The sequence below is a fragment of the Proteus sp. NMG38-2 genome (assembly GCF_020640995.1).
GTDB lineage: Bacteria > Pseudomonadota > Gammaproteobacteria > Enterobacterales > Enterobacteriaceae > Proteus.
Genome location: NZ_CP085481.1, coordinates 1,740,908 through 1,763,779, shown reverse-complemented (window position 1 = coordinate 1,763,779; position 22,872 = coordinate 1,740,908). Strand labels below are relative to the sequence as shown.

Genomic DNA, 22,872 nt, shown 5'->3' with positions numbered 1-22,872 from the left:
GCTCTAAGCTCCAAAATATAGCCAATGTATTTAAAATACGCCTAGTAACTTGCTTGATAAACATTGGTTAGCAAAACCTTTTTTATATCTTAATGTACTTAAATATAAAAAAACCCAGTAATTGGCTATCCAACTACTGGGGTAACTTTAAGTATCAGTTTTTATAATTGATAACTTAATTTAATAGTTTTTTCGGCTTAAGTACCTTTGAAAGATCAACTGCAATTTTTGCGGTCTCATCTAAATAAGGATCTGGCCCTTCATAATCCTTAGGTAAATCATCAAGTGATTTTAACAAAGGCTTACCTTCTAATTTAAAACGCTCATTAATACGATTTAATTTAATAGTTTCTAGCTCTTTGTTTTCTTTCTCTCTTTCAGCAAAATTCAGGATAACAAATTTATCTTCACCTTTTGCTTTAGCATCATTGTAGCGTTGAATATCATCAAAAATGTATGAGAATTCTCTGTCACTTGCAATACGTTTAGTATGCTGCTCCGTTAATGGTGCTAATGCTGTTTTCAATTTATCTGAGTATTCAGATAACTGATAACTAGCAGGAGAAATACTATCCCAAGGTAATGCGTTATCTTCAAAGCTCTCGCCCATTTCAGCACTATCAAAACTTGGTAATAATAAATCAGGTGTTACCCCTTTAAGCTGAGTACTACCACCATTAATTCGATAGAATTTTTGGATAGTGTATTGTACTGAACCTAAACCTGGCCAATCAGGGCTAAGCATTTGATCGTAAACTCGTGTTAAAGGACGATATTGTTGAACTGTTCCTTTACCAAAGGTCTGTTCACCAACAATCAAAGCACGTCCATAATCTTGCATGGCTGCCGCAAAAATTTCAGAAGCTGAAGCACTAAAACGGTTCACAATAACAACTAATGGGCCTTTGTAATAAACAACATCGTCTCTATCAAAATCTTGTCGTACACGACCATTATTGTCTCTAACTTGCACCACAGGACCACTTGGAATAAATAATCCTGACAGTGAAATGGCTTCAGTTAAAGCACCACCACCGTTACCACGTAAATCAATAACTAATGACGAAACATTATCTTTTGCTACTTTTTGCAATTGAGTTTTAACATCATTAGTTAGACCAACATAGAAACTTGGAATATCTAAAATAGCGACTTTATCACCATTGATGACTTTTTCTGTCAATTTAACAGCTCGGTCTTCTAAACGGATCTGTTCTCTCACTATCGTGATTGTTCTTGGTTTAGCGCCTTTCTCATCAGAGATAACTTCTAACTTAACTTGACTACCTTTTGGACCTTTAATCAAGGCAACAATATCATCAAGTCGCCAACCGACAACGTCTACCATCGGTTTATTTTGTTGGCCTACAGCAATAATTTTATCACCAACTTTCAACTCTTTGCTTTTTGCAGCCGGTCCACCGGTCACCATCGAGTTGATCATAGGATAGTCATCATCCATTTGTAATACAGCACCGATGCCTTCTAATGAAAGACTCATTTCAGAATCGAATGCTTCTGTATTTCTTGGTGATAAATAACTGGTATGTGGATCAATTTCGCGGGCAAATGCCGACATAATAATTTGAAAAACGTCTTCACTTTGGCTTTGTGTTTGACGACGCAAAGCGGCTTTATAGCGCTTGGTCAACGTTTCTTTAATTTCACTGTCTGTTTTTTCAGATAATTTCAGTGTTAACCAATCGTATTTAACTTTTTCATCCCAAAGCTTATCTAATTCAGCTTGAGTTTGAGGCCATGGTGCTTTCGTTCTATCTAACTCAAACTTATCCTGACCAGTTAAATCCATTGGCTTATTGATACGATCTAACGCATATTGAAAACGTTCAAAACGTCTTTTTTGCGCTAAATTGAAGAGATCATAAAGGGGTTGAAGCTCACCTTTTTTCAGGTATTCACCCACTTTAGTTTTTTCTTTATCAAATTGGGCGATATCAGACGCAAGCAATACATTGTGGCTATAGTCTAATAAATTAAGATAGCGATTAAATATCTTTTCAGAAAAGCTCGCATCTAGCGAAAACTGACGATAATGAGAGCGTTCAAAACGAGAGGTAACTCGCTCGCTCACAGTAGAGTGTTGTGGCTCTTGCTTTAATTCGGGTAACTGATCAATAGTTGCCACTGCTGGAGTGGCTGGTTTCTCAGCCATCACAACAGAAGTACCTGTTAATGTTAATCCGATTGCAAAAGCCACATTTAAAAGTTTGTTCATGCTCTGGTTGGCCTCCGTATCAGAACTTTAAATGTTCCGTGCGTACATTCATTGCCAAACCGTTAGGCAATTGTACACGTACACCCTCTTTTGCTATCTCTAGCACTGTCGCATTCATCACGCTACTACCGACGTTAACTTTCAGCGATTGACCAACAGTAAGAACTGATGTGTCTGTTACTGGAATTAACTTTTCAGTATTTTGGCGTGGTGCTTTACGAGGAGCTTGAGCCGCTTTTTGAGGACGAGGCTGCCGTTTTTCACCTTCTTTAGGTGTCTGACGACGCGTATTATTTGGCTTTTTCGCTGCCGGACGTTTACTGGTCTCCTTATCACCTTCAGCTTCGCGCTTTTTAGCACGTTGTTCAGCTCTTTGAGCTTGAACGCGCGCCTTGGCTTCTGCTAATTGTGTACGAGCATGTTCAATATGCTCAGCTTCCAGTTCGCCGCAGTCATTACCATCCAAATCGACACGTTTTGCCCCTTCTTTAACTCCATAAAGGTAGCGCCAACTTGAGGTATATAAGCGTAATGCGGAACGTAACTGTGTTTTGCTTAATTCAGCTTCATCTTTTAGAGCTTCAACAAGATCTTGAAAAATGCCAACTTTCAAAGGGCGAGCTTCGCCCTCAGCAATAAAACACTTAGGGAAACGTTCAGCTAAAAAAGCGATGATTTCTTTACTACTATTCAACTTAGGTTGATTTTCCATGAAATTTCCTGATTACAACGGTTTTGCCAACCAGCGCAGGCATGAACAAGCGACATTATAATAGTGTTGCCAACAATTTCTATGGCAAACGCCTGTTAACTTACACAAAATTCACAATATTTTGCTGTATGACAAGTTTTTAAATGCTCGCAGAGCACGTCACACAACGCTTTAAGCCCATTTTCATCTTTTTTATCAAAACGATTAAAAATAGGGCTATCAATATCGAGAACGCCTATAATTTGTCCATTCACCTCTAGAGGTAGAACAATTTCAGACTGACTTGCACTGTCACAAGCAATATGTCCACTAAATTGATGAACGTCATCCACTCTTAAAATTCTGTTTTCGGAGTATGCAGTTCCGCAAACTCCTTTTCCAAAACCTATCCTGACACAAGCAATTTTACCTTGAAATGGACCAAGAACTAATGAATCACCATCATTAAGATAAAACCCAACCCAATTTATCGTATCTAACTTCTCGAAAAGAAGTGCGCTGGTATTAGCAAGTGATGCGATAAGATCATTTTCACCAGACAACAAGGCTGACAAATTATCAGTGAGTTCCTGATAAAAAAGCGAATTTGGCATCATTAAACCCTATTTACATAACTAAAATAGATAACATACTCGTAATTTAGCCTATTTTATCTTGAGGTTGAATACTCCATTTTCAAGAATTGGGTAAAAAAACGATAAAACTTCCTTAACATCTACAAAAAAAATCAGACTCTTATTATTGTAAAATGAAAGGCATAAATATAATAAAAATGATAACTTGTGAACCATTGAGTATAGGTACTTTTTTTTAGCTTAATCAAACGATAACTCTTAAGAAAGCTAACTTAGGCGAATTAATGAGCAACACTGAGAACAATATCGCAATTAACAAAATAAAATCAATACGCTGCCAAGAATGTGACCATCTTGTGGCACTTCCCCTTGCGCTTAAGCGTGGAGAAGATGCGTACTGTCCACGTTGCCAAGCTAAACTTGCCTCTTATCGAGACTGGTCACTAACTCGCTTACTTATTTTGTCGATTACAATGCTAATCTTGGCATCTATTGCATTTACTCAACCATTAATCAAAATCCATTTATTGGGCACAATGATAACCGCCAACGTGCTTGATGGTATTCGTATGATGTCAGAGCAAGGCTCTCCTCTTACTGCAACTATGGTTCTCTTTTGTGCTGTCGCCGCCCCACTTAGTCTCCCTATTGCTATTTTGTATCTTCATTTAGGTGCGCGTTTACGTTTAAATTTACGTCCAGTACTTTTAATGCTTGGCAAATTAAAAGAATGGGTAATGCTAGATGTTTATTTGATTGGGCTGGGTGTTGCAACAATAAAATTAGGTGATTATGCCACGGTTTATATTGGCAATGGGTTAATTGCTTTTGTTTCATTAATGCTACTAAGCTTGTTGATGCTGATTAATATTAATATGGACCAACTTTGGCAACAATTTTATCCACAAAAAGAGATCCAACGAAGCCCAGCAACATGCCATGCTTGCCATTATCATTTTAAAAAAATGCCTTCAACACATTGCCCACGTTGTAAATCTTGCTACACCCCAAGACAACCAATGAGTTTGCAGAAAACATGGGCAGCATTAATTGCAGCGATTATTTTATTATTACCTGCAAATTTATTGCCTATTTCTATTTTTTATTTAAATGGCCAACGTACCGAAGATACCATTTTTTCTGGCGTCATTGCCTTGGTAAATTCAGGTAATACCCCTATTGCTATTATCGTTTTTATTGCCAGTATTTTTGTGCCTTTTTTCAAAATTATTATTATGTTGGGTCTATTGTTGAGTATTCATTTTGATTCTCACATTCACCCTCTATTACGTATGAAATTATACCGTTTTGTCTCTTGGATAGGACGATGGTCCATGCTTGATCTCTTTGTGATCGCACTGATGATGTCATTAATTAATCGAGATCAACTGATGACGTTCACAATGGGCCCAGCAGCTTTTTATTTTGGTACTGCGGTTATTCTTACTATCCTTGCCGTTGAATGGTTGGATAGTCGTTTACTATGGGATACTTATGCAACACGAAGAAAACGACGCTCAGGAAACACAAGCCCAAATACGCCGCAAGCGTAGAATTTCGACATTTTGGCTACTCCCTGTTATCGCCATTTTTATTGCAAGTTGGTTGCTTTTCCAACATTGGCAAGATAAAGGCGTACAAATTACGATTGATTTTCAATCTGCTTCAGGGATTGTCTCTGGTAGAACACCAATCCGCTATCAAGGCGTTGATGTAGGAATAGTTAAAGATATCACCTTAAGCGATGACTTACGCAGAGTTATTGTGACAGCTGATGTACGAAAAAATCTTGCTTCTGCATTACGGAAAAATACGCAATTTTGGCTTGTTACACCTAAAGCGAGCCTATCAGGTGTATCAGGGCTAGATGCTTTAGTAGGTGGTAACTACATCAGTATGCTACCCGGTGATGGTGAAAAGCAGTTTAAATTTATTGCTCAAGAAGTTCGCCCTCAAGCAAATATTGATAAAAACCAGCAATTAATTACCTTAACTGCAGATAAACTGGGATCACTCAATGTTGACTCTCAAGTTTATTACCGCCAAGTTCCCGTAGGGAAAGTTTATAGCTACGCAATTCGCCCTGACAACCAAGGCGTTTTTATTGAATTAAGTATTGATAAACAATATTCACATTTAATTCGTCAAGACAGCCATTTTTGGAATGTATCTGGATTCCAAGGTAATTTTAATTTAAAAAGTGGCGTGTCCGTTAAAATGGAAAGTGTTTCTGCTTTAATTAACGGTGCGATAGCTTTTGACTCCCCAGAAAACAGTCAACCAGCACAAGAAAACCAGCAGTTTGTTTTACAATCGGCTACCTCTGTTGAGGCGGGTAAAGCAATATATGGTGAAGATGGATTAATTCTTTCTCTAACTAGTGAAGAAAGTTGGGGCGTCGATGCAGGACAACCTATTCTCTTTAGAGGCATAACTATTGGCCAAGTCATACAACGTAATATAAGTGATGATGGTGTTATCTTCGATGTTATTATCGCCCCTGAATATAAACATTATATTTATGAGGACAGCAAGTTTGTTGCCAATAGCCGAATAAACGTCAATATGGGCTTAAATGGTATTGATATTCAAGGTGCTTCTCCTCAAGAATGGCTTGAAGGCGGTATTCATCTTATTCAAGGTAACAAAGGTACCCCTAAAGAGCAGTACCGTCTGTATCGCAATGATTTTTTTGCTAAAGCAAGCATCAATGGTAATGAATTACCAGTGACATTAACGTTAAAAGCCTCCAGCCTTCCGGGTATTCAAAAAGGCTCTGTCGTGCTTTACCATCAATTTCAAGTTGGTGAAATCACTGATGTCAGACCATTAATTGATGAGTTTGATATTGATGTTTATATTTCCAAACAATATCGCCACCTTCTTACTGAAAAAAGCGTTTTCTGGACTGAAGGTGCGGCAAAAGTTTCCGTCAATGGTTCAGGATTAACCGTTGAAGCGACACCATTAAATAGAGCTTTAAAAGGCGCTATTAGCTTCGATAACTTTGAAAATATCAACAATAACGCCTCACGTTACAAACTCTATTCATCAGAAACCAGTGCTAGGGCTATTGGTGCTCAAATCACTTTAAAAACTTACGATGCTAGTAAGCTTTCTGAAGGCATGCCTATTCGTTATTTAGGCATTGATATTGGTCAGGTTGAATCACTGATCCTCTCGCCAGATAGAAAAGCTGTGACGGTTTCAGCAGTACTCTACCCTGATTATGTAAAAACATTTGCAAGATCAGGTAGTCGCTTTGCTGTTGTCACACCAGAGCTAACAGCATCAGGATTAGATAACCTAGACTCCCTAATTCAGCCATACATTAAAGCAGAACCTGGTAATGGTGGTGTTTATCGTCAATTTGAACTTCAAACATCTAACATTACAGACTCTCGCTATCTTGATGGGTTAAATCTTGTCTTAAATGCCACAGAAGCTGGCTCAGTACAAATTGGTACGCCTATTTATTATCGAGGTCTTGAAGTTGGTGCTGTGACGGGACTTGAGTTAGGAAACATGTCTGATAGAGTCTTAATTCACATTCGAATTAGTAAAAAATATCAATACCTTGTTAGAAATAATACCGAATTCTGGCTCTCTTCTGGATATAACTTCTCCTTTGGTTTAACGGGTGGCGTTATACGAAGTGGGACATTTAAACAATTTATACGTGGAGGTATTACATTTGCAACGCCACCTTCCACGCCACTACAATCAAAAGCGAAACAGGAACAGAATTTCATTTTAAATGCAAAAGAGCCTAAAGATTGGGATGAATGGGGAACTGCGATACCAAAGCCATAAAATAAGATAATTCCCCCTTATTTCCTACTAGTTATTTAAAGCGGATCACAAAAAATGATCCGCTTTTTTTATTTGTGAAATATATTTTGGAAATGAATTCCATTTATACTATGCTTAATTTTGTTTGGTCGAAAAGCATTATTCAGAATAAATGCCACCAACAAAACATAACGGAACACAACAAAACATCGCCTAAGCAGGAGTAATAATATGAAGAAAACAACGTTAAAAATTGCTTGCTATGAAATTGAAGATATTACTTTGAAACACTCTTCTGATAATCAATTAACTTATATTCATATTCCATGTGATTATGATACAGAGTTTTGCATGCAACTAGATGGATGGGATGAAAACACGAGCATTCCGGCTCAATTGAAAGATAAAAATATTCTGCTTTATCGCCATGCTTATGACAAAGAAAACCACCATTGGATCTTAAAAGTGGCATAAGAGATGTTAAAGCAACATAAAAAAAGCCAGATAAATCATTTATCTGGCTTAGGGAAAAGGCTCATTGCGAGCCGTGCGCTAAAAAGTAATTACTGATTACTGCGTAAACAAAAAAATCGAGGACTCACTCAGACCTTTCTATTTCACAACCTACTGTTAAATATTAGCTAACAATATGTAAATATCCAGTAAACAAATCAATCGCACACTCTTTTCTATTCAAAAATTAATCTCAAGTGAAATTTATTTATTAAATCAATAAAATAGAAATAAAAAATTCCACTTTCAATTATTAATCACTTGATTAATTACTTTCGCAAAGTGCTTTAAATGCACCTTGAATAGCTTCTACTGATTTTTTCTTTTCAGGAGAATTAGGATCTGGAAGTAAAATAATATCGATTAGCTGCGCCTTAACTTTTCCACTTTCCATCTGTTTCATAGCAATTTCATTAAGTGGATACTGAACTAATGTTGCTGGATTAATCACAAACCAAGCGCCATCAGCACGGCAATTAAGCATTACCTCTTCTCGTGTAAATGGCCAATCATCACCAAATTGAAGCTTACTTACAGTGGAAATTGGAGCAGAAAATGCTTGAAAAGAGAAAAGCATTAACATTCCCGCTAATATAAAACGTTTCATGTTTATATCTCACTTAATAAATTAGATTTTTACGATTATATAACAATCTATACAGGTGAGTTAATCGCAAAGATGGCAACAGTAAAAATAACCATAGTTCCAAGTAATAGTTCAAACCAGCTATTAATTAGCAACCACTGAAAATTATTTTTCTTACGAATATGAGGCACCAAAACATAACGATTAATTACAGCCAAACCTAGCATTAGCATAACTAAGCTGATTTTAAGCCATAACATGCTTTGATATTCTGATGATAAGTGTATTGCTGGCCACCCTGGAATGAGCATAACAGCACTAATAACACCCGTGATGGTAACTAATAAAACAGCAACATGACCAAATAATGAAAATCTCTTCATTGTGCCAATAATTGGCTTGATCATCCCTTCTGCAAGCTCATCTTTATTACGCAAAAATTGTAAACAAGCAACAAATGGCCATAAACCACCAAACCAATACGCGGCACTAATAAGATGAATACTTTGATTAACTTTATAAAAGGTTGCTTCTGATCCTGTAAACATAGCACCATGTCCGATAGACGCATGTAGGATCAACATAATTGACGCAATTATTAATAAAGAAAAATTACGAATATAGCGTTGGTGTATAAATAATACAGATAAAGCAAGAGTTGCTAATATCAACTGCCATTGCCAAACCTGACCAAATGAAGTACCTAATACCGCTTTCCATATTTCAAGTGACCAAGCATCCTCCCACCCATCACCCATAATGCCAGATTGTACAGCCATCCATAGATAAGTCGTAATAAAGACTGTAATAGTACTGATGGCTAATGCAGGGCGTAAACGGACTTGAATAAGAGGAATAAACTTATCTTTTGCAAGAATGGCAGCCGAGAAGCTCAGTCCGAACATAAACATGACTGCCACAAAATGAAAGAAACGGCATAAAATATAAACGTCTTCAGGTGTCATTATTTTACACTAAATTGATAAGAACCTTTTGTCTTGTGCCCATCAACAGAAACCACATTCCAATCAACTAAATAATTGCCTTCAGCCAGATCACTTTCTAAAGGTAATAATAATTTAGTGTTGTTAACAGGATCTAAACTCAGTTTTCCTACTGTGATTTCTTTACCTTCAGCATTTGATACTTTAATTTTACTAAAAGCAAGTTCAATGCCTTCAGAAAAATCTAGTGTGATAACTTTAGGTGCTTGTGACTGCTCAATAGCCGCGCCTTCTGCAGGTAACTGTGATTTTAAATGTGCGTGAGCTAATGCTTGTTGATACGACATACCTAGGAATAAAACCGCAATGGCTGATAATTTACCCCAAGATGTCTTAAGTGTATTTAATGACATAATAACCTCTTAAATTACAGGTGATTTTTTATTTATGGAAATATTTTATAGCAAATTTACGTCAAGATCTTCGCTTCTTCTTATTAGAAATAAAAGGTTGTGAACTAGCACTCAAAATATATGTTATTTAGAGCAGTTTCTGTTTCAAATATCACCCATTTTTACACTTTAAAAAAATATAATACCCACATTGACAGTCTAAACAGTTCAATACATAACCAAATTAAGTTAAACGTAAAATAAACACCCTGTATAAATAACATCCAAAAACACATTCAGGATAAAAAATAGACAGTGTTAGTAAAGATAGACAGTGTTAGTAAAGGAAGAGATAAAAGGCATGAATAGAAAAAGAGGTAATGATAGAAGAATAAAAAAGCGCCCTACTATTCACTTATAGCAGGGCGTAATGATTCATTTATTAACTTATTATCTGAAGCTTTATGAATAATTAGACATGTGCAGATGTTGATAATGTATTCAGATCTTTATCTAACAAGAATAAAGCTTTACCACTATCACCAACCATTGCTAATTTATCTAAGATTGATTTAAATAATTTTTCTTCTTCATGCTGCTCTGCAACATACCATTGTAAGAAGTTAAAGGTTGAATAATCTTGAGTGGTCATTGCTACATGAGCTAATTTATTAATTTCAGCTGTAATATGTTTTTCATGCTCGTAAGTTTTATCGAACAATTCAGAGAGTGATGAAAACTCTGATGGTGGCGCTTCAATTGCACCAAGTAAAGGCATCGCACCTGTATCACTTAAATAATCAAATAAGCGATGCATATGCTCCATTTCTTCACGAGAATGTGCTTTTAAAAACTTAGCTGCACCATCAAATCCTTTATCGTCGCACCAAGCACTCATTTGTAAATAAAGATTTGCTGAATAAAACTCTAAATTTAGCTGTTCATTCAATTTATTAATCATATCTTGATGTAACATATTTTACGTCCTTTGCGATGAAAATTAACATTAGAGATATTATGCACAATTAAAAATAAAAATATACTTATTTAAATAGAGTTTGTTTATTTTTTTAATTAGTTAATGCGTAACAAAAATAAAAACCAATCTCATTTGCAATATAAATTTGTTATTTTAATAAAAGTTAAATGCTACTTATTATCATTGGCAACAAAAAAACCCAACACTACCGTAACACATTGTAATAATTGGTTATTGTTTAAAATTAAATTAATAAGGTTAATTTAATTATTTTTAGCCAATCAAAGCATTTAACTTTTATAAAATATAAACAAAGTACTAAAATTTAATTATTATCTTCTACTTTTAATTCTTTACTTTATTTACATCTCTATATATACATCTATTTATAGCCACTCTTCTTTTATATATCTATTTTAATACGATTGTAAAAAAACTTTATTATCACCTGTTAATTAACCTATTTTATCAGCAATTATTTCTAGTTTACTCCATTGTGTCCCTTCCTCTTAAATTACTACGATTTTTTTCATTTTTTGCATGTAAAAAAAACACACAACTCTCAAAAAATAAAAATATTTATAATTTTTATACAGTTTTTGATTTTGGCTGATAAGATTAGTAGGTAACTCATATTTGTATGTACAAAAAATTAGTATTAAAGCCCTAATCATAATAAAGGTTAATTAGGAGCCACTATGACAAAAACAGTGTTAGTACCCGTTGATTTTACAGAGCTTGGTTTATTAGACAAGGTTGTTTCTCATCTAAAAGCATTGTCTGTCGCTGACAAACTGAATATTCATTTTTTATCTGTGATCCCAAGTTATGAATCTTTTGTTGGGTTTGCATTTGCAGGCCAAGACCGACTCGCAAGTGACAAACAACGTATTGAAATTGCGTTATCTACGTTAAAAGAAAATTTATCGCATGTTGAGATTTCTAACAGTACTTCTCAGTTTTATATTTCCATTGGTAATCCACGCGATAAAATTTTAGAAACGGCGAAAAAAATTCAAGCCGAGTTGATTGTCATCGGTTCTCGTAACCCCGGCATGAAAACTTACCTCCTCGGCTCTACTGCATCTTCTGTTGTTAGCTATGCTGAATCATCAGTATTAGTTGTCCGTTAATTACTTTATTCCCTTATAAGAAATCTGGTACAAGTCATAAACCAGATTTCTTATTCTTTATTCCGTAAAATGAAGTCAAAATAATATTTTATTTTATCATTCTTATTTTTGAGAGTAATTATTAATAATATATCTTTAAACAATAAGATAATTATTAAAAAACAAGAAGAAAAAGGTGTATTAATGATTAATATATAAATATATATATTAACAACCTATTAATACTTTTATATTGTTGATCATGTGAATTTATGTAAAGATACTTTTCTTTCTATGAAAACCAAATGTAATCAATATCGGTAAAAGGAATTAACATGAATAACGAGTACTCTGAAAAATGGCAAGAGCGTTTTTCATTTTTTGATAAATATGGCTCACCTAAAACTCCTGAATTTAAAGCGGCTTATAAAGAACTATCCTTTGGTAAACGTATTCTCATTGGAATGAATATCTGGGCCTTTTTCTTTGGTTTTATTTATTTTCTTATTTTAGGTTTATGGCGTAAAGCATTAACATTACTTGCCATTAACATTGCTATTTTTACTATTATCGGTTTCTTCCCTGTCAATAATGGTGTAATCAATGCTGTCGGTATTGCCATTAATATTTTATGGGCAATAACAGCTAACTATGCTTATTATTTAAAAGAAACCAAGAATGATCAAAGCTGGAATCCTTTTGATGGGGTTCTATAATAGTTTTTCTACAATAATATCAAAGGGGTAATTACCCCTTTAGTTTTTATATTCCTCAAATCCTTTTTACTAACAACACTACAGTACCTTCTACTTTTGTCATAAAGATTCATTTTCCTAACCAGAGAAAATTCTAGTCAATGCTATAATGCGTTAACTAGAAATCAGGGAAAAAATCATGTCGAATCATTTTCAAGGTAAATTTGAAGCAGAACTAAAATATCACCTTCAAAATCCAGAAAAATTTATTGCAGCATTAGAAAAAGCTGGTGCAATCTTATTTACGCCTAATAACCAAGAAACAGATTGGTATATGGAACATTCTAATCTCAAGTTCCCGACATCAAACATAAGCTTGTGTATAAGAAAAATGTTACCTTCAGGCATAAACCTTCTTATCGTTAAAGGCCCTGATTTATCACAATGTGAAGCAGTACGCATAGAAGATGCAGAAAAAACAGTCTCCATGTTTATCACACTAGGCTACCATTGTATTCTCAATTATACCAAATCAAGAGAAATCTATTTTTTAGACGAGTTTCATATCACCATTGATAAATTAGATAATCTAGGTTCATTTGCAGAATTCGCTATTATGACTGACGATCAAAGTCAACTGCCTCTCTATACGAAACAATTACAAAATTTAGCAGCACAGTTTGGGTTTACAGAAAAACATCTTGAAAAAAATAACTATAAAAAACTTATGTTAAATAGCTTAAAAAGATAACCTAATTTAAATTAAAGATATTCTTTCTATCACTTGTTCAAACACCGACATTATAACCTTATCCTAAATATCGGTGTTTTATCTTTCCCAAGATTATTTACCCCACGTAGTAAAAAATAGAAAAAACCTCCCTTGATACAAGTTTAAACTTGAATACTATTTTTTTGGAGAGCTTCTTAAATTTTTTCTTTTTTTTCTCTTTAATAACATTCAGATTTAGGCTAATAATGCTATTCAGATCCGATTTAAAAGATATTTTTGCAATATCACTTATATTAATGCTATGTTTTTATTAGAATTAATAAAAAAATATACTAATAGGAGGGGTTATGCTTGAAAATTACCTTAATATCTTCATTAAGGCAACTTTTATTGAGAATATGGCATTAAGTTTCTTTTTGGGAATGTGTACTTTCCTTGCTGTTTCAAAAGAAGTGAAAACATCATTAAAACTAGGACTCACGGTCACTGTTTTACTTATTATTGCTACTCCAATCAATAACTTAATTTATAATTTTATCTTAAAAAAAGATGTTTTAGTGGAAGGTATCGATCTTAGTTTTCTAAGATATATTACTTTTATTGGTGTTTTAGCCGCATTAGTTCAAATATTAGAAATGTTTTTAGATAAATTTATCCCTTCACTTTACCATTCATTAGGGATTTTTTTGCCTTTATTAACTATTCATTGCGCTATCTTTGGTGCCACCATTTTTATGGTTGAGCGTGATTATACATTTTCAGAATCAGTTATATACGGTGCAGGTTGTGGCGTAGGCTGGTTACTAGCAATTGTCGCTCTATCTGGCCTACGAGAAAAAATGAAATATTCAGATATTCCTAAAGGATTAAGAGGATTAGGTATCACCTTTATCACTGTAGGATTAATGTCATTAGGTTTTATGTCATTTTCCGGTATTTCACTTTAAAAAAACATTTAATATCATTTAATTCAAATTTTCATACATCATAAATTTTATTGAAAAAACAACATAAACTATAAACGGAAAGCTCACATTTTTCGTTTATAGTATTTTTATCTATTTTCTTCCTACCCCCCTATTTCCTCTTACTTATTTTAGCTCGCACAATCACATAAATACTTCTTATTTATGCTTGTAATAAAAGAAAAACTAATTTTATTTATTGCTCTTTATATCATAAGTATTTTTTTATTTTATAAATAGAATCACTTACATTATTAAAATCTAATTGTTTAAATTACAAACTATCAATTCACATTAAATTAATAACAAATCAACAGGTTATCAATTAGTTATTAAAAACAACATTTTTTATGTCATCTTTTTACTTTTTCAAATTTTAAGTCTTAAATTAAATTTAATGAAAATCAACACGTTACATCACCAAGGAATTCATTTGAAAAATTTATTAATAAGAACAATAAATAACCATAAAGAATATTTATAAAATGCCGATACTCTTTTTTAGTATTTGAAAAAATCAAAAGGATATATGGCATTAAATCAAAGAGTGTTCTAAAAACATAACTTTACTCGTTTTTAGTCATTTTTTGTCTATACCAGTTACAGGAAGTAAAAATAAAACTTAAAAATCAATAAATTGCACAGTTGTATTTTTATAAAAAAGGAAATAACTATTCATGTTTAAGAACTTCAAACAACGTTATTTGCCAAACGTCTCTTTTAATATGTCGAATTTAAAAACAACCACCTTAGTTTGGCTTATAACCGGCTCCTTGATTTTACTTCTTGGTTTAGCCTCTGTTTTATTTCTTTCATCTGTAAATGATTACAAGAGAAACTTAAACACACTAAACAATATCTACATTGAACAATCACTACTAAGTAACACCTGGGAAAATCTGCTACAAACTCGTAATACCTTAAATAGAGCAAGCTCTCGACATTTATTAATTATTAATAAAATGGCCACCGCAAATACTGATATTTCATCTTTATTACAACAAACTAAAGAAAAACTTCAAAGTGTTGAAAATGCTTGGAGTAGTTTTAAAAATATTCCTCATAATATTAAGAATGAAAGCTATATTCAGCAATTAGAACAAAAGTATACTGAACTTAATGCTGCATTAATTGAATTTTTAGCCTTCTTAGAACAAGGAAAAACATACGAGTATTTAAATCAACCGACACAAACCTACCAAGATAATTTTGAACAAGCATACATCAACTATCATCAACAGCTACAAAGCCATTACACTGCATCATTAAATGAAGGTGAGTTACTGTATGATAGGATCATTTATAGTTTAATTGTAATTACAATCCTCATTGTCATTTTTTCTTTTTTAGTCCAAGTCGTATTACGAAAAAATTTTATTTCACCTCTCAATGCCATTATGAAGAATATTGAAGATATCAGTAATGGTGAGTTAGCCACTAATGTCACGACAAAAGGTCTATTTGAAATAAACATCCTCACTAAAAATATTGAAAAAATGCGAGATCAAATAAAGCAGATAGTTAATAACATTAATAGCAGTTCAGGCCTTATCAATTCAGAATTAAATGATATTTCTGTTATGAACAATAATCTTGCTATTCGCGTTGAACAACAATCAGCAGCTGTACTTGAAACATCCGCAGGGATAAGACAACTAAGTGTTACCTCAAAACAGCATGCAGAAAATACCCAAGCATCATGTGAACTTGTGACTAAAACAGATTCTATGATCCATCAAAGTAATGAAATGTTAGCTAACGTAGTTGAAAATATGCATGAAGTCGTCTCTTTCTCTGAGCAAATTAATGATATTACATCAACAATTGACAATATTGCCTTTCAAACTAATTTGTTAGCGTTAAATGCCGCTGTGGAAGCCGCTAGAGTAGGTGAACATGGTAAGGGATTTGCGGTGGTTGCAAAAGAAGTCCGTGAATTATCCATTAGCTGTAATTTAGCATCAAAAGAGATAAAAGTACTTGTTGCAAATTCAAGTAAAAAAATAAACCAATGTTTTCAATTAGCAGCTGACGCAAACGATAATATGGTGGATATTTCTAAACATACTGAAAATATCAATGAAATGATCCACGATATTTCTATCTCAACTAATGAACAAAGTAATGGTATTGCTCAAATTGAAGATGCTATAAACCAATTAGATCAAACAACACAAGCTAATGCCACAATGACAAGGGAGCTAGTTAATTCACTAGATTCCCTACAGACACAATCAAACCAATTAAAACAAGAGTTAACTGTTTTTCATCAATAAAAAATGCTAACTAATTCAATAGAAAGTTATCCTAAGATAGCTTTCTATTGTTCATATATTAAAGTATCAAAAATGGCTAAATTCAGAGATCTCTTTCTTCCCATGTGATTTTAAAAAATCTAAAACTTTTCTTGGGGACGTATTTAATATACGTTCTTCGGGAAAATCTATTTGAGTTAATACTTCTAATACTCGATCAAATTTTCCTAATGATAAAGCAATATGAGAGTCAGATCCTAGTGCAATCAATCCACCTGCATCACGAACTGCTTTAGCTATATCTATGCAGTTTTTCTCACTCCCTACTCTAGAATGAATAAATGATGAATTATTCATTTCTAAAGCAACGTTACTAGCCGCAGCCACTTTGGCAACTTCGGCAATATCAATGGGGTATTTAGGATTTCCAGGATGAGTTATCATTTGAACAACGCCACTTGTTATTGTCGCAATTAAAGCCTTTGTATTATCCACAATACCCAATGAACTCATAACTGGATCGTGAAAACCAGCAAGCACTATATCTAATTTCTTACTCATTTTTTCACTGCAGTCCGTTTCGCCTTTAATATTTTTAATATTTGCTTCAATACCATAAAGGATCCCAACACCATCAATCATACGGGGGATCACTGGTAAATTAGAAAAATGCCATTCATGAGGAGCATCATCCATATCAGGACCATGATCAGTAATTGCAAATAATTTAATTCCCTGCTTTTTAGCTTGCTGAAAATATTCACTCACCGTACTGTAAGCATGTGTACTGGCAATTGTATGAGCATGTAAATCAACGGGATACATAAATAATTCCTTCATAAAAAAGCGCTATGATCATCTGTAAGATGGTTCTTCTTCAAATATAAGATCTACCTAAAATCGATGGGCTACAATAACAAAAATATGAAATAGCTTATAAGCTGCTATGTCTATTTTTTCTTACATTAGTAAGAAATGAAGATAAACTTCAATAAATATGCTTTAATCTTCAACATATTATTTAATATCAATTAGATAATTAATGTTTCACTTTAGTACTATACACAATAATTCTGAAAATACATTGTATAATGCTTTTTCATTTTAACTTTACAAAGGCTAATTATGTTCAACTATCCCGCAGTCGCTTATTTTGATGAAGAAAGTGAAACCTACGAAATTACTTATCGTGATTTTGATAATATACACGCTGTTGCTTACACGGAAGATGATATTGAGTTAGAAGCCTCTGATATTTTGCATGTTGGCCTTGAGGAATTTCTTTCAAGTAAAATGCCTATTCCTGCTCCATCAAAAGCACAACCAGGCGATTTTATTGTTTACTTACCACTCATCAGCTGTTTGAAAATCGCGCTTCATAATGCCATGCTAGAAACTAAAACAAAAAAATCAGACCTTGCAAGAAAAATGAATTTAACTAGCGCACAAATAGAACGTCTACTTGAAATTAATCAATCATCAAAAGTTGATAGCTTAGAACAAGCTCTTTATTTATTAGGTTATGGGATTTCTGTTAGCGTTTATAAAGACACAAATTGATAATACTAAAGATAAAAATGGCTCTAATAAAAATTAGAGCCATTAGTTTATATTATTTTATAATCCACAAATCTTGTTATTAGATATTATAACTTTTTGCTTGCTAAAAATTTGGCATGATTAGTATAAATCGCAATAATATCTTCACCTCGTCCTACTAATCCTGCAACTTGGTTAACCATATCAATGTGATCTTCAGCATAATCATCCTTAATTAATTTGCCTAATCGCATACTCGTTCGACCAACTAAGCCATCATTTTGGCGCTCAATGAAAAAAGCACTTAATACACGCATTGCGGCATGAGTCGGATCCAGTAAATTACCTTTTTCACCCGCAATTAGTCCTTGAATATAACTACCAAATGAGTAGTAATGCACGCCATTAACAATTTCTTTACCTTCACCACCACGAACTTCAGGTAGCCCTTGTGGATAATTTTTATTAAATTCAGTTACATTTTCAGTTGTTAATGCTTCTAATGCAGCGATAGCATCTTGGGGATTGCCACGATTACCAGAGAATGTAGAAATAATAGTGCCAATAGCTTTCATTACTGCATCAGCAATATATTCTGGCACACTATCCTTGCGCATAATGCGTCGTACTAAATCTGCAATTTCTGAACCATGATTTACACCATTAACAGAAGTAACAGAAGCAATACTTTTAGCATGTTTTGCAGCAACATAACGACAAGCTAATGGGCCTTGGCTATGACCAATTAAATTGACTTTTTTTGCTTTCGTTTCTTTAAGAACTTTTTGCACAAATTCCCAAAGTTGCTCACCACGAACTTCATTAGAATTAAATGCAGAAAGAGATGCTGTAAAAACTTTATGACCATCCTTTTCTAATGCATCCGCGATACCATAAAAGTAAGGGTAACCGACGATATCATCAAAACCAGATAAACCATGAACTAAAATAATTGGATATGTTGTTGACATATTTTCCACTCCTTGGGGTTAAGTTAATTAATTGCTAAACATCCTATTAGCAATACTTACAACAATCGGTAAAATACAATATTTATAATATAACATCATATTTTGGCACTTCATTTGTCATAAGTGATTATTAGAATAATCTAAATTTTACGATCGTAAAGCCTTATTTTTATCAATTTTATATTTTTTAATCATCATCTGAAAAAATCAACATACCCTCTATCAAACCTTCTGCTTTTTTTAACTTTTTCCCAATATATGTATCTGAACATTTTTCATGTTTTGCAAGCTCAATAAAAGTTTTTCCAAAAACATAATAATTAATAAGTAATTGATAATCTTCTGTATTATACTTCATAAGCCTTTTCATTAAATCATTGATTATATTTGCTTTATGATGAGAACATTGTTTTCGTTGCTTTATTTTTTCCGGGATAATTTCTTTTTTGTTTTTATTTAAAAAGTAAACAGCAATATGATCATTAGCAACCCATGCTCCCCACTCTTCAAGTATTTTTGAAATATTCCTCATATTAACATCCTTATTTTTTCATATGGTGATAATCGCATCCAGCAATCATTTAAAAACACCTATCTAATTATTAATAGGTATTATAAATATAATGACAAAAGTTTAATTTACAACTGGATTTAATAAAGCGATGAAATTGAATGTTGAAACTATGAGAGGATATGAAAAATCTAAATATGACTTAGCTATTTTAATTAAGAATCGGATTATCTTTAAGTTATAAAGAATTTTATTCTGTGTTTTTCTTAAAATAGCCAGCCATATGAAATATCAGCGATTACGGTAATGTTTCTTCAGGTCGTAAAGTCAGTACTTCGTATCCATTTGAAGTAACCAAAATTGTATGTTCCGACTGTGCCGATAATTTTTTATCTCTCGTTACCACAGTCCAACCATCTTTTTTAGTTTTTATTTTAGCACCACCCTGATTAATCATTGGTTCAATCGTAAAAGTCATGCCTTCTTTCAATTCAATACCTTGCCCCTTAATACCATAATGTAAGACTTGTGGTGCTTCATGCATTTCTCTACCAATGCCATGTCCGCAATATTCTCTTACAACACTATATCCATGGCTTTGTGCAAAGCTTTGAATAGCATGGCCAATATCACCTAATGTTGCTCCCGGTTTAACTTCTTTAATACCTTCCCACATTGCTTGATATGTTGTTTTAGCTAATTTGCGCGCAATAGGAGATGCCTCTGGCATAATATACATTTTACTAGAGTCGGCAATAAATCCATTCTTTTCTAATGTGATATCAACATTAATAATATCTTTACTTTTCAGTCGTTCATCCGATTTTGGTACACCATGACAGACAACTTCATTAATTGACGTATTTAACACATACTCGTAACCATACTGGCCTTTACTCGCTGGTCTTGAGTGGAGTTCATTAATAATAAAGTCTTCCACTTTATCATTGATTTCTAATGTAGAAACACCTGGTACAATAAAGTCATCAAGCATTGTAAAAACTTGTGCTAATAAACGTCCAGATTCGCGCATTAATTCAATTTCATCAGACGTTTTGATTGTTATTTTATCCATATTCCTTTCCTCTTATTCTGCTTGTTGCTTGATAGCTTCTTTTTCCAGCATTTCGTTAATAATCATTGGGAACGTTTTGTCTGGATTTAACTCTGCTTGGATACCAATTTTTATCCAAAATTCAGCCTGAGCATTAACCGAGCGAGACATTACATTGCTTGCCTTTCTTAAATACTCATGTAGCTCATCAGAGATTTTTACAATACCCACGCCAATCCTTATATACAGATCATAATAAAACATATACGTTCTATAGTAGAATCAATTACCGATGCTTTCAATTGCTATTTAGTGCTGCCATAGGCATAAAATGCTCAAATAAAAAAATAAGAGTAAATAACAACCAAAACAAAAGGTCGTATTTTTTACTTTTTTTATATTTCAATACATTTATTCCAAAATGCTCAATGGTTTTTGATATTTTATTTCTTGTTATCTTAAATTAAAGATATTTATTTTTAAGTGCATTATCCTCAGAATTAGCTGAGAGACAAATTAGAAAACAAGCGTTAGTTTAATATTAATAAAACTTAGAACCGAATTTCGTATAAATACTAAGGAAAGCAATAATATGAATCCATTCAAAAAAATCACCTTACTTTCGCTATTAAGCAGTCTTTTAATATTAATCTCAGGTTGCACAACAATTGAGAGAAATTATCCCACAAGTTTAAGTGTCGCTAATGAACAAACTGAAAATAAAGCACTCTCAACAAAATGGGGAGAAAACTTATTATCTGTAACTCAGAGCATTGAGGCCCATCGATTATCACAAACACCTTCACAAACAACATCAATATATTATCAGAGCGGAGTTCCCGCTAGTTCTTACTCAAAAATTACACGTATTAAAGAGAGTCCTGTACAGATATCTATCCTGACTGAATCTAGAAATATAATTCCTCTCTATTATTCACAAAATAATCAATATTTATTATATGGTAAAGAGAATGAACGTTATATTATTTTCTTACATAACACCAGTTCAAGAAAAATATATGAAGCAATCATTACTGTTGATGGATTAGATGTTATTAGCGGTACAGTAGGCTCATACGAAAATAGAGGTTACTTATTAAGATCTGGAGAAACTTTATTTATTGAAGGATTTAGGAAAAATGACCAACAAGTCGCTGCATTTCGCTTCAGTTTACCAGATGAAGGGTATGTAAATTATAATGTACAAGGTGATAAAAGAAATATAGGCGTAATAGGTGTTGCTCTTTTCGAATCAGAAGAGGGACCAGAAAAGATAATGAAAAAATGCAGCTATTTACCTAATCCTTTTCCAAAGGATAACAACTATGCACCAGATCCTTGTATTCCCTAATATTAACCATTAATTATCTCTTATAAAAAATAGTGTATTTAGTTACACTATTTTTTATTACTAGATTTATCACTATTCTCATTCTCTCTATCCCTTCAAAAAAACCTCATTTTTTATTCTGTTAACAATAAAAATTTTTAGGAATTGTTATGTCTAAAAAACCATATCGCATTATATTAACAGGCGGCCCAGGTTCAGGAAAAAGTACGTTAATTAATGCACTTAAAAATAAAGGCTACTCTTGTTCTTTAGAGGCAGGTAGAGCCATTATACAAGATCAAACTCTTATCAAAGGTAATGGGCTACCATGGATCGATCCTGAAGCTTTCGCACAATTAATGCTAAGTTGGGAATTGCGTTCATGGCATGAAGCAGCCAACGCTGAAACTCCCTATTTCTATGATAGAGGACTTCCCGATATTGCAGGCTATCTGTTATTGTGTGGATTACCCATTCCCAAACATCTTAACAATGCAATAATGTTATTTCGTTATTCAACAAATGTATTTATTGCCCCACCTTGGCCTGAAATCTATACGCAGGATAAAGAAAGAAAACAAACAATTAAAGAAGCAGAGGAAACTTATTTAGCAATGCTAGAAGTTTATAAAAACTATAATTATAGTTTGATTGAGTTACCTAGATTAGCAATAGAGAGTAGAACTAATTTTATTATCAATAAGATTTAATATCAGCCAGTAAGATATTACTGGCATAGATAATAATAAATACTTAGTAAGAAGCTATAATTTTTAGATCTGGTTTCTCCCCTCGCATTATAGCCCGTTGTTGTTCATGAACTGCCTCATTAATGGCTTTTTGTTCCCCTGGCGTTCGAGTGTTTTTACCGCAAACTAATGTAGAACACACCGGGCTACCTATCCTATGACTCCCTGAATTGCCTGTACTAAAAGTCACATTATCAGTTGTACAACCTAATAATAGAAAAGATAACAA

The 22,872-nt window shown here is 33.2% G+C and carries 23 protein-coding genes; 11 read left to right on the top strand and 12 right to left on the bottom strand.

The annotated features are described in order from the left end of the window. Positions 1-175 precede the first annotated feature (175 nt). The 3 genes from prc to LG402_RS08355 form a co-directional block, all read right to left on the bottom strand. Complete coding sequence (gene prc / locus LG402_RS08365) at positions 176-2,236, bottom strand: carboxy terminal-processing peptidase (protein WP_166541392.1); 2,061 nt, start codon at positions 2,234-2,236, stop codon at positions 176-178. A 19-nt stretch (positions 2,237-2,255) separates the two neighbouring features. Beyond that, complete coding sequence (gene proQ, locus LG402_RS08360) at positions 2,256-2,948, bottom strand: RNA chaperone ProQ (RefSeq protein WP_166541393.1); 693 nt, start codon at positions 2,946-2,948, stop codon at positions 2,256-2,258. Between the two features lie 95 nt (positions 2,949-3,043). After that, the gene (locus LG402_RS08355) at positions 3,044-3,541 is read right to left on the bottom strand and encodes a GAF domain-containing protein (protein WP_115349612.1); all 498 of its coding nucleotides are present in this window, start codon (positions 3,539-3,541) and stop codon (positions 3,044-3,046) included. 266 nt (positions 3,542-3,807) lie between these two features. On the opposite strand from LG402_RS08355, the gene yebS reads away from it, so the two are divergent. The 3 genes from yebS to LG402_RS08340 all read left to right on the top strand — a co-directional run bounded on the left by yebS (position 3,808) and on the right by LG402_RS08340 (position 7,789). After that, entirely contained in the window at positions 3,808-5,076 is a 1,269-nt protein-coding gene (yebS, locus tag LG402_RS08350) for a membrane integrity lipid transport subunit YebS (RefSeq protein WP_109408640.1), read from the top strand. Next, entirely contained in the window at positions 5,018-7,336 is a 2,319-nt protein-coding gene (locus LG402_RS08345) for a PqiB family protein (protein ID WP_166541395.1), read from the top strand. The genes yebS and LG402_RS08345 overlap by 59 nt, the downstream gene beginning before the upstream one ends. Before the next feature lie 210 nt (positions 7,337-7,546). After that, a complete protein-coding gene (locus LG402_RS08340) occupies positions 7,547-7,789 on the top strand; it encodes a DUF1480 family protein (protein WP_072070409.1) in 243 nt (80 codons plus the stop codon). 304 nt (positions 7,790-8,093) lie between these two features. On the opposite strand, the gene LG402_RS08335 is transcribed toward LG402_RS08340, so the two are convergent. The 4 genes from LG402_RS08335 to ftnA all read right to left on the bottom strand — a co-directional run bounded on the left by LG402_RS08335 (position 8,094) and on the right by ftnA (position 10,726). Beyond that, entirely contained in the window at positions 8,094-8,435 is a 342-nt protein-coding gene (locus LG402_RS08335) for a YebY family protein (RefSeq protein ID WP_109408638.1), read from the bottom strand. A 47-nt stretch (positions 8,436-8,482) separates the two neighbouring features. Next, complete coding sequence (copD, locus tag LG402_RS08330) at positions 8,483-9,379, bottom strand: copper homeostasis membrane protein CopD (RefSeq protein WP_227336786.1); 897 nt, start codon at positions 9,377-9,379, stop codon at positions 8,483-8,485. Further along, the gene (copC, locus tag LG402_RS08325; RefSeq protein WP_166541397.1) at positions 9,379-9,771 is read right to left on the bottom strand and encodes a copper homeostasis periplasmic binding protein CopC; all 393 of its coding nucleotides are present in this window, start codon (positions 9,769-9,771) and stop codon (positions 9,379-9,381) included. Before copC ends, copD begins: the two co-directional genes overlap by 1 nt. A gap of 451 nt (positions 9,772-10,222) precedes the next feature. Next, entirely contained in the window at positions 10,223-10,726 is a 504-nt protein-coding gene (ftnA, locus tag LG402_RS08320) for a non-heme ferritin (protein WP_072070414.1), read from the bottom strand. Positions 10,727-11,427: 701 nt separating this feature from the next. Between ftnA and LG402_RS08315 the strand changes: the two genes are divergently transcribed. The 5 genes from LG402_RS08315 (at position 11,428) to LG402_RS08295 (ending at position 16,510) form a co-directional block, all read left to right on the top strand. Further along, positions 11,428-11,862 carry a universal stress protein gene (locus LG402_RS08315; RefSeq protein WP_109408635.1) on the top strand — a complete coding sequence of 145 codons (435 nt, stop codon included), beginning with the start codon at positions 11,428-11,430 and terminating at the stop codon, positions 11,860-11,862. 314 nt (positions 11,863-12,176) lie between these two features. Next, on the top strand, positions 12,177-12,557 hold the full coding sequence (locus LG402_RS08310; protein WP_166541398.1) for a DUF2628 domain-containing protein: 381 nt from the start codon (positions 12,177-12,179) through the stop codon (positions 12,555-12,557). A gap of 178 nt (positions 12,558-12,735) precedes the next feature. Beyond that, positions 12,736-13,287 carry a class IV adenylate cyclase gene (cyaB, locus tag LG402_RS08305; RefSeq protein ID WP_227336785.1) on the top strand — a complete coding sequence of 184 codons (552 nt, stop codon included), beginning with the start codon at positions 12,736-12,738 and terminating at the stop codon, positions 13,285-13,287. A gap of 329 nt (positions 13,288-13,616) precedes the next feature. Continuing rightward, positions 13,617-14,216 (top strand): NADH:ubiquinone reductase (Na(+)-transporting) subunit E, encoded by a 600-nt coding sequence (gene nqrE / locus LG402_RS08300; RefSeq protein WP_109408632.1) that lies wholly within the window; start codon positions 13,617-13,619, stop codon positions 14,214-14,216. 695 nt (positions 14,217-14,911) lie between these two features. Next, a complete protein-coding gene (locus LG402_RS08295; protein WP_166541400.1) occupies positions 14,912-16,510 on the top strand; it encodes a methyl-accepting chemotaxis protein in 1,599 nt (532 codons plus the stop codon). Between the two features lie 66 nt (positions 16,511-16,576). On the opposite strand, the gene LG402_RS08290 is transcribed toward LG402_RS08295, so the two are convergent. Next, positions 16,577-17,314, bottom strand: coding sequence for a phosphatase (locus LG402_RS08290; protein WP_227336784.1), 738 nt, complete (start codon positions 17,312-17,314; stop codon positions 16,577-16,579). A gap of 300 nt (positions 17,315-17,614) precedes the next feature. On the opposite strand from LG402_RS08290, the gene LG402_RS08285 reads away from it, so the two are divergent. After that, a complete protein-coding gene (locus tag LG402_RS08285) occupies positions 17,615-18,049 on the top strand; it encodes a hypothetical protein (RefSeq protein ID WP_166541402.1) in 435 nt (144 codons plus the stop codon). Between the two features lie 86 nt (positions 18,050-18,135). Here the strand turns inward: LG402_RS08285 and LG402_RS08280 are convergent, their stop codons facing one another. The 4 genes from LG402_RS08280 to LG402_RS08265 form a co-directional block, all read right to left on the bottom strand. Continuing rightward, a complete protein-coding gene (locus LG402_RS08280) occupies positions 18,136-18,999 on the bottom strand; it encodes a lipase family alpha/beta hydrolase (RefSeq protein ID WP_166541403.1) in 864 nt (287 codons plus the stop codon). A 187-nt stretch (positions 19,000-19,186) separates the two neighbouring features. Then, entirely contained in the window at positions 19,187-19,531 is a 345-nt protein-coding gene (locus tag LG402_RS08275; RefSeq protein ID WP_166541404.1) for an antiterminator Q family protein, read from the bottom strand. 277 nt (positions 19,532-19,808) lie between these two features. Then, complete coding sequence (gene map / locus LG402_RS08270) at positions 19,809-20,585, bottom strand: type I methionyl aminopeptidase (RefSeq protein ID WP_109408627.1); 777 nt, start codon at positions 20,583-20,585, stop codon at positions 19,809-19,811. Between the two features lie 12 nt (positions 20,586-20,597). After that, entirely contained in the window at positions 20,598-20,795 is a 198-nt protein-coding gene (locus LG402_RS08265; RefSeq protein ID WP_036937502.1) for a ParD-like family protein, read from the bottom strand. Positions 20,796-21,156: 361 nt separating this feature from the next. Between LG402_RS08265 and LG402_RS08260 the strand changes: the two genes are divergently transcribed. Together LG402_RS08260 and LG402_RS08255 are read left to right on the top strand one after the other, a co-directional pair. Next, complete coding sequence (locus tag LG402_RS08260; protein WP_109408626.1) at positions 21,157-21,915, top strand: hypothetical protein; 759 nt, start codon at positions 21,157-21,159, stop codon at positions 21,913-21,915. A gap of 149 nt (positions 21,916-22,064) precedes the next feature. Then, positions 22,065-22,604, top strand: a complete 540-nt coding sequence (locus tag LG402_RS08255; RefSeq protein ID WP_109408625.1) for an AAA family ATPase — start codon at positions 22,065-22,067, stop codon at positions 22,602-22,604. The last annotated feature ends 268 nt before the right edge of the window (positions 22,605-22,872 follow it).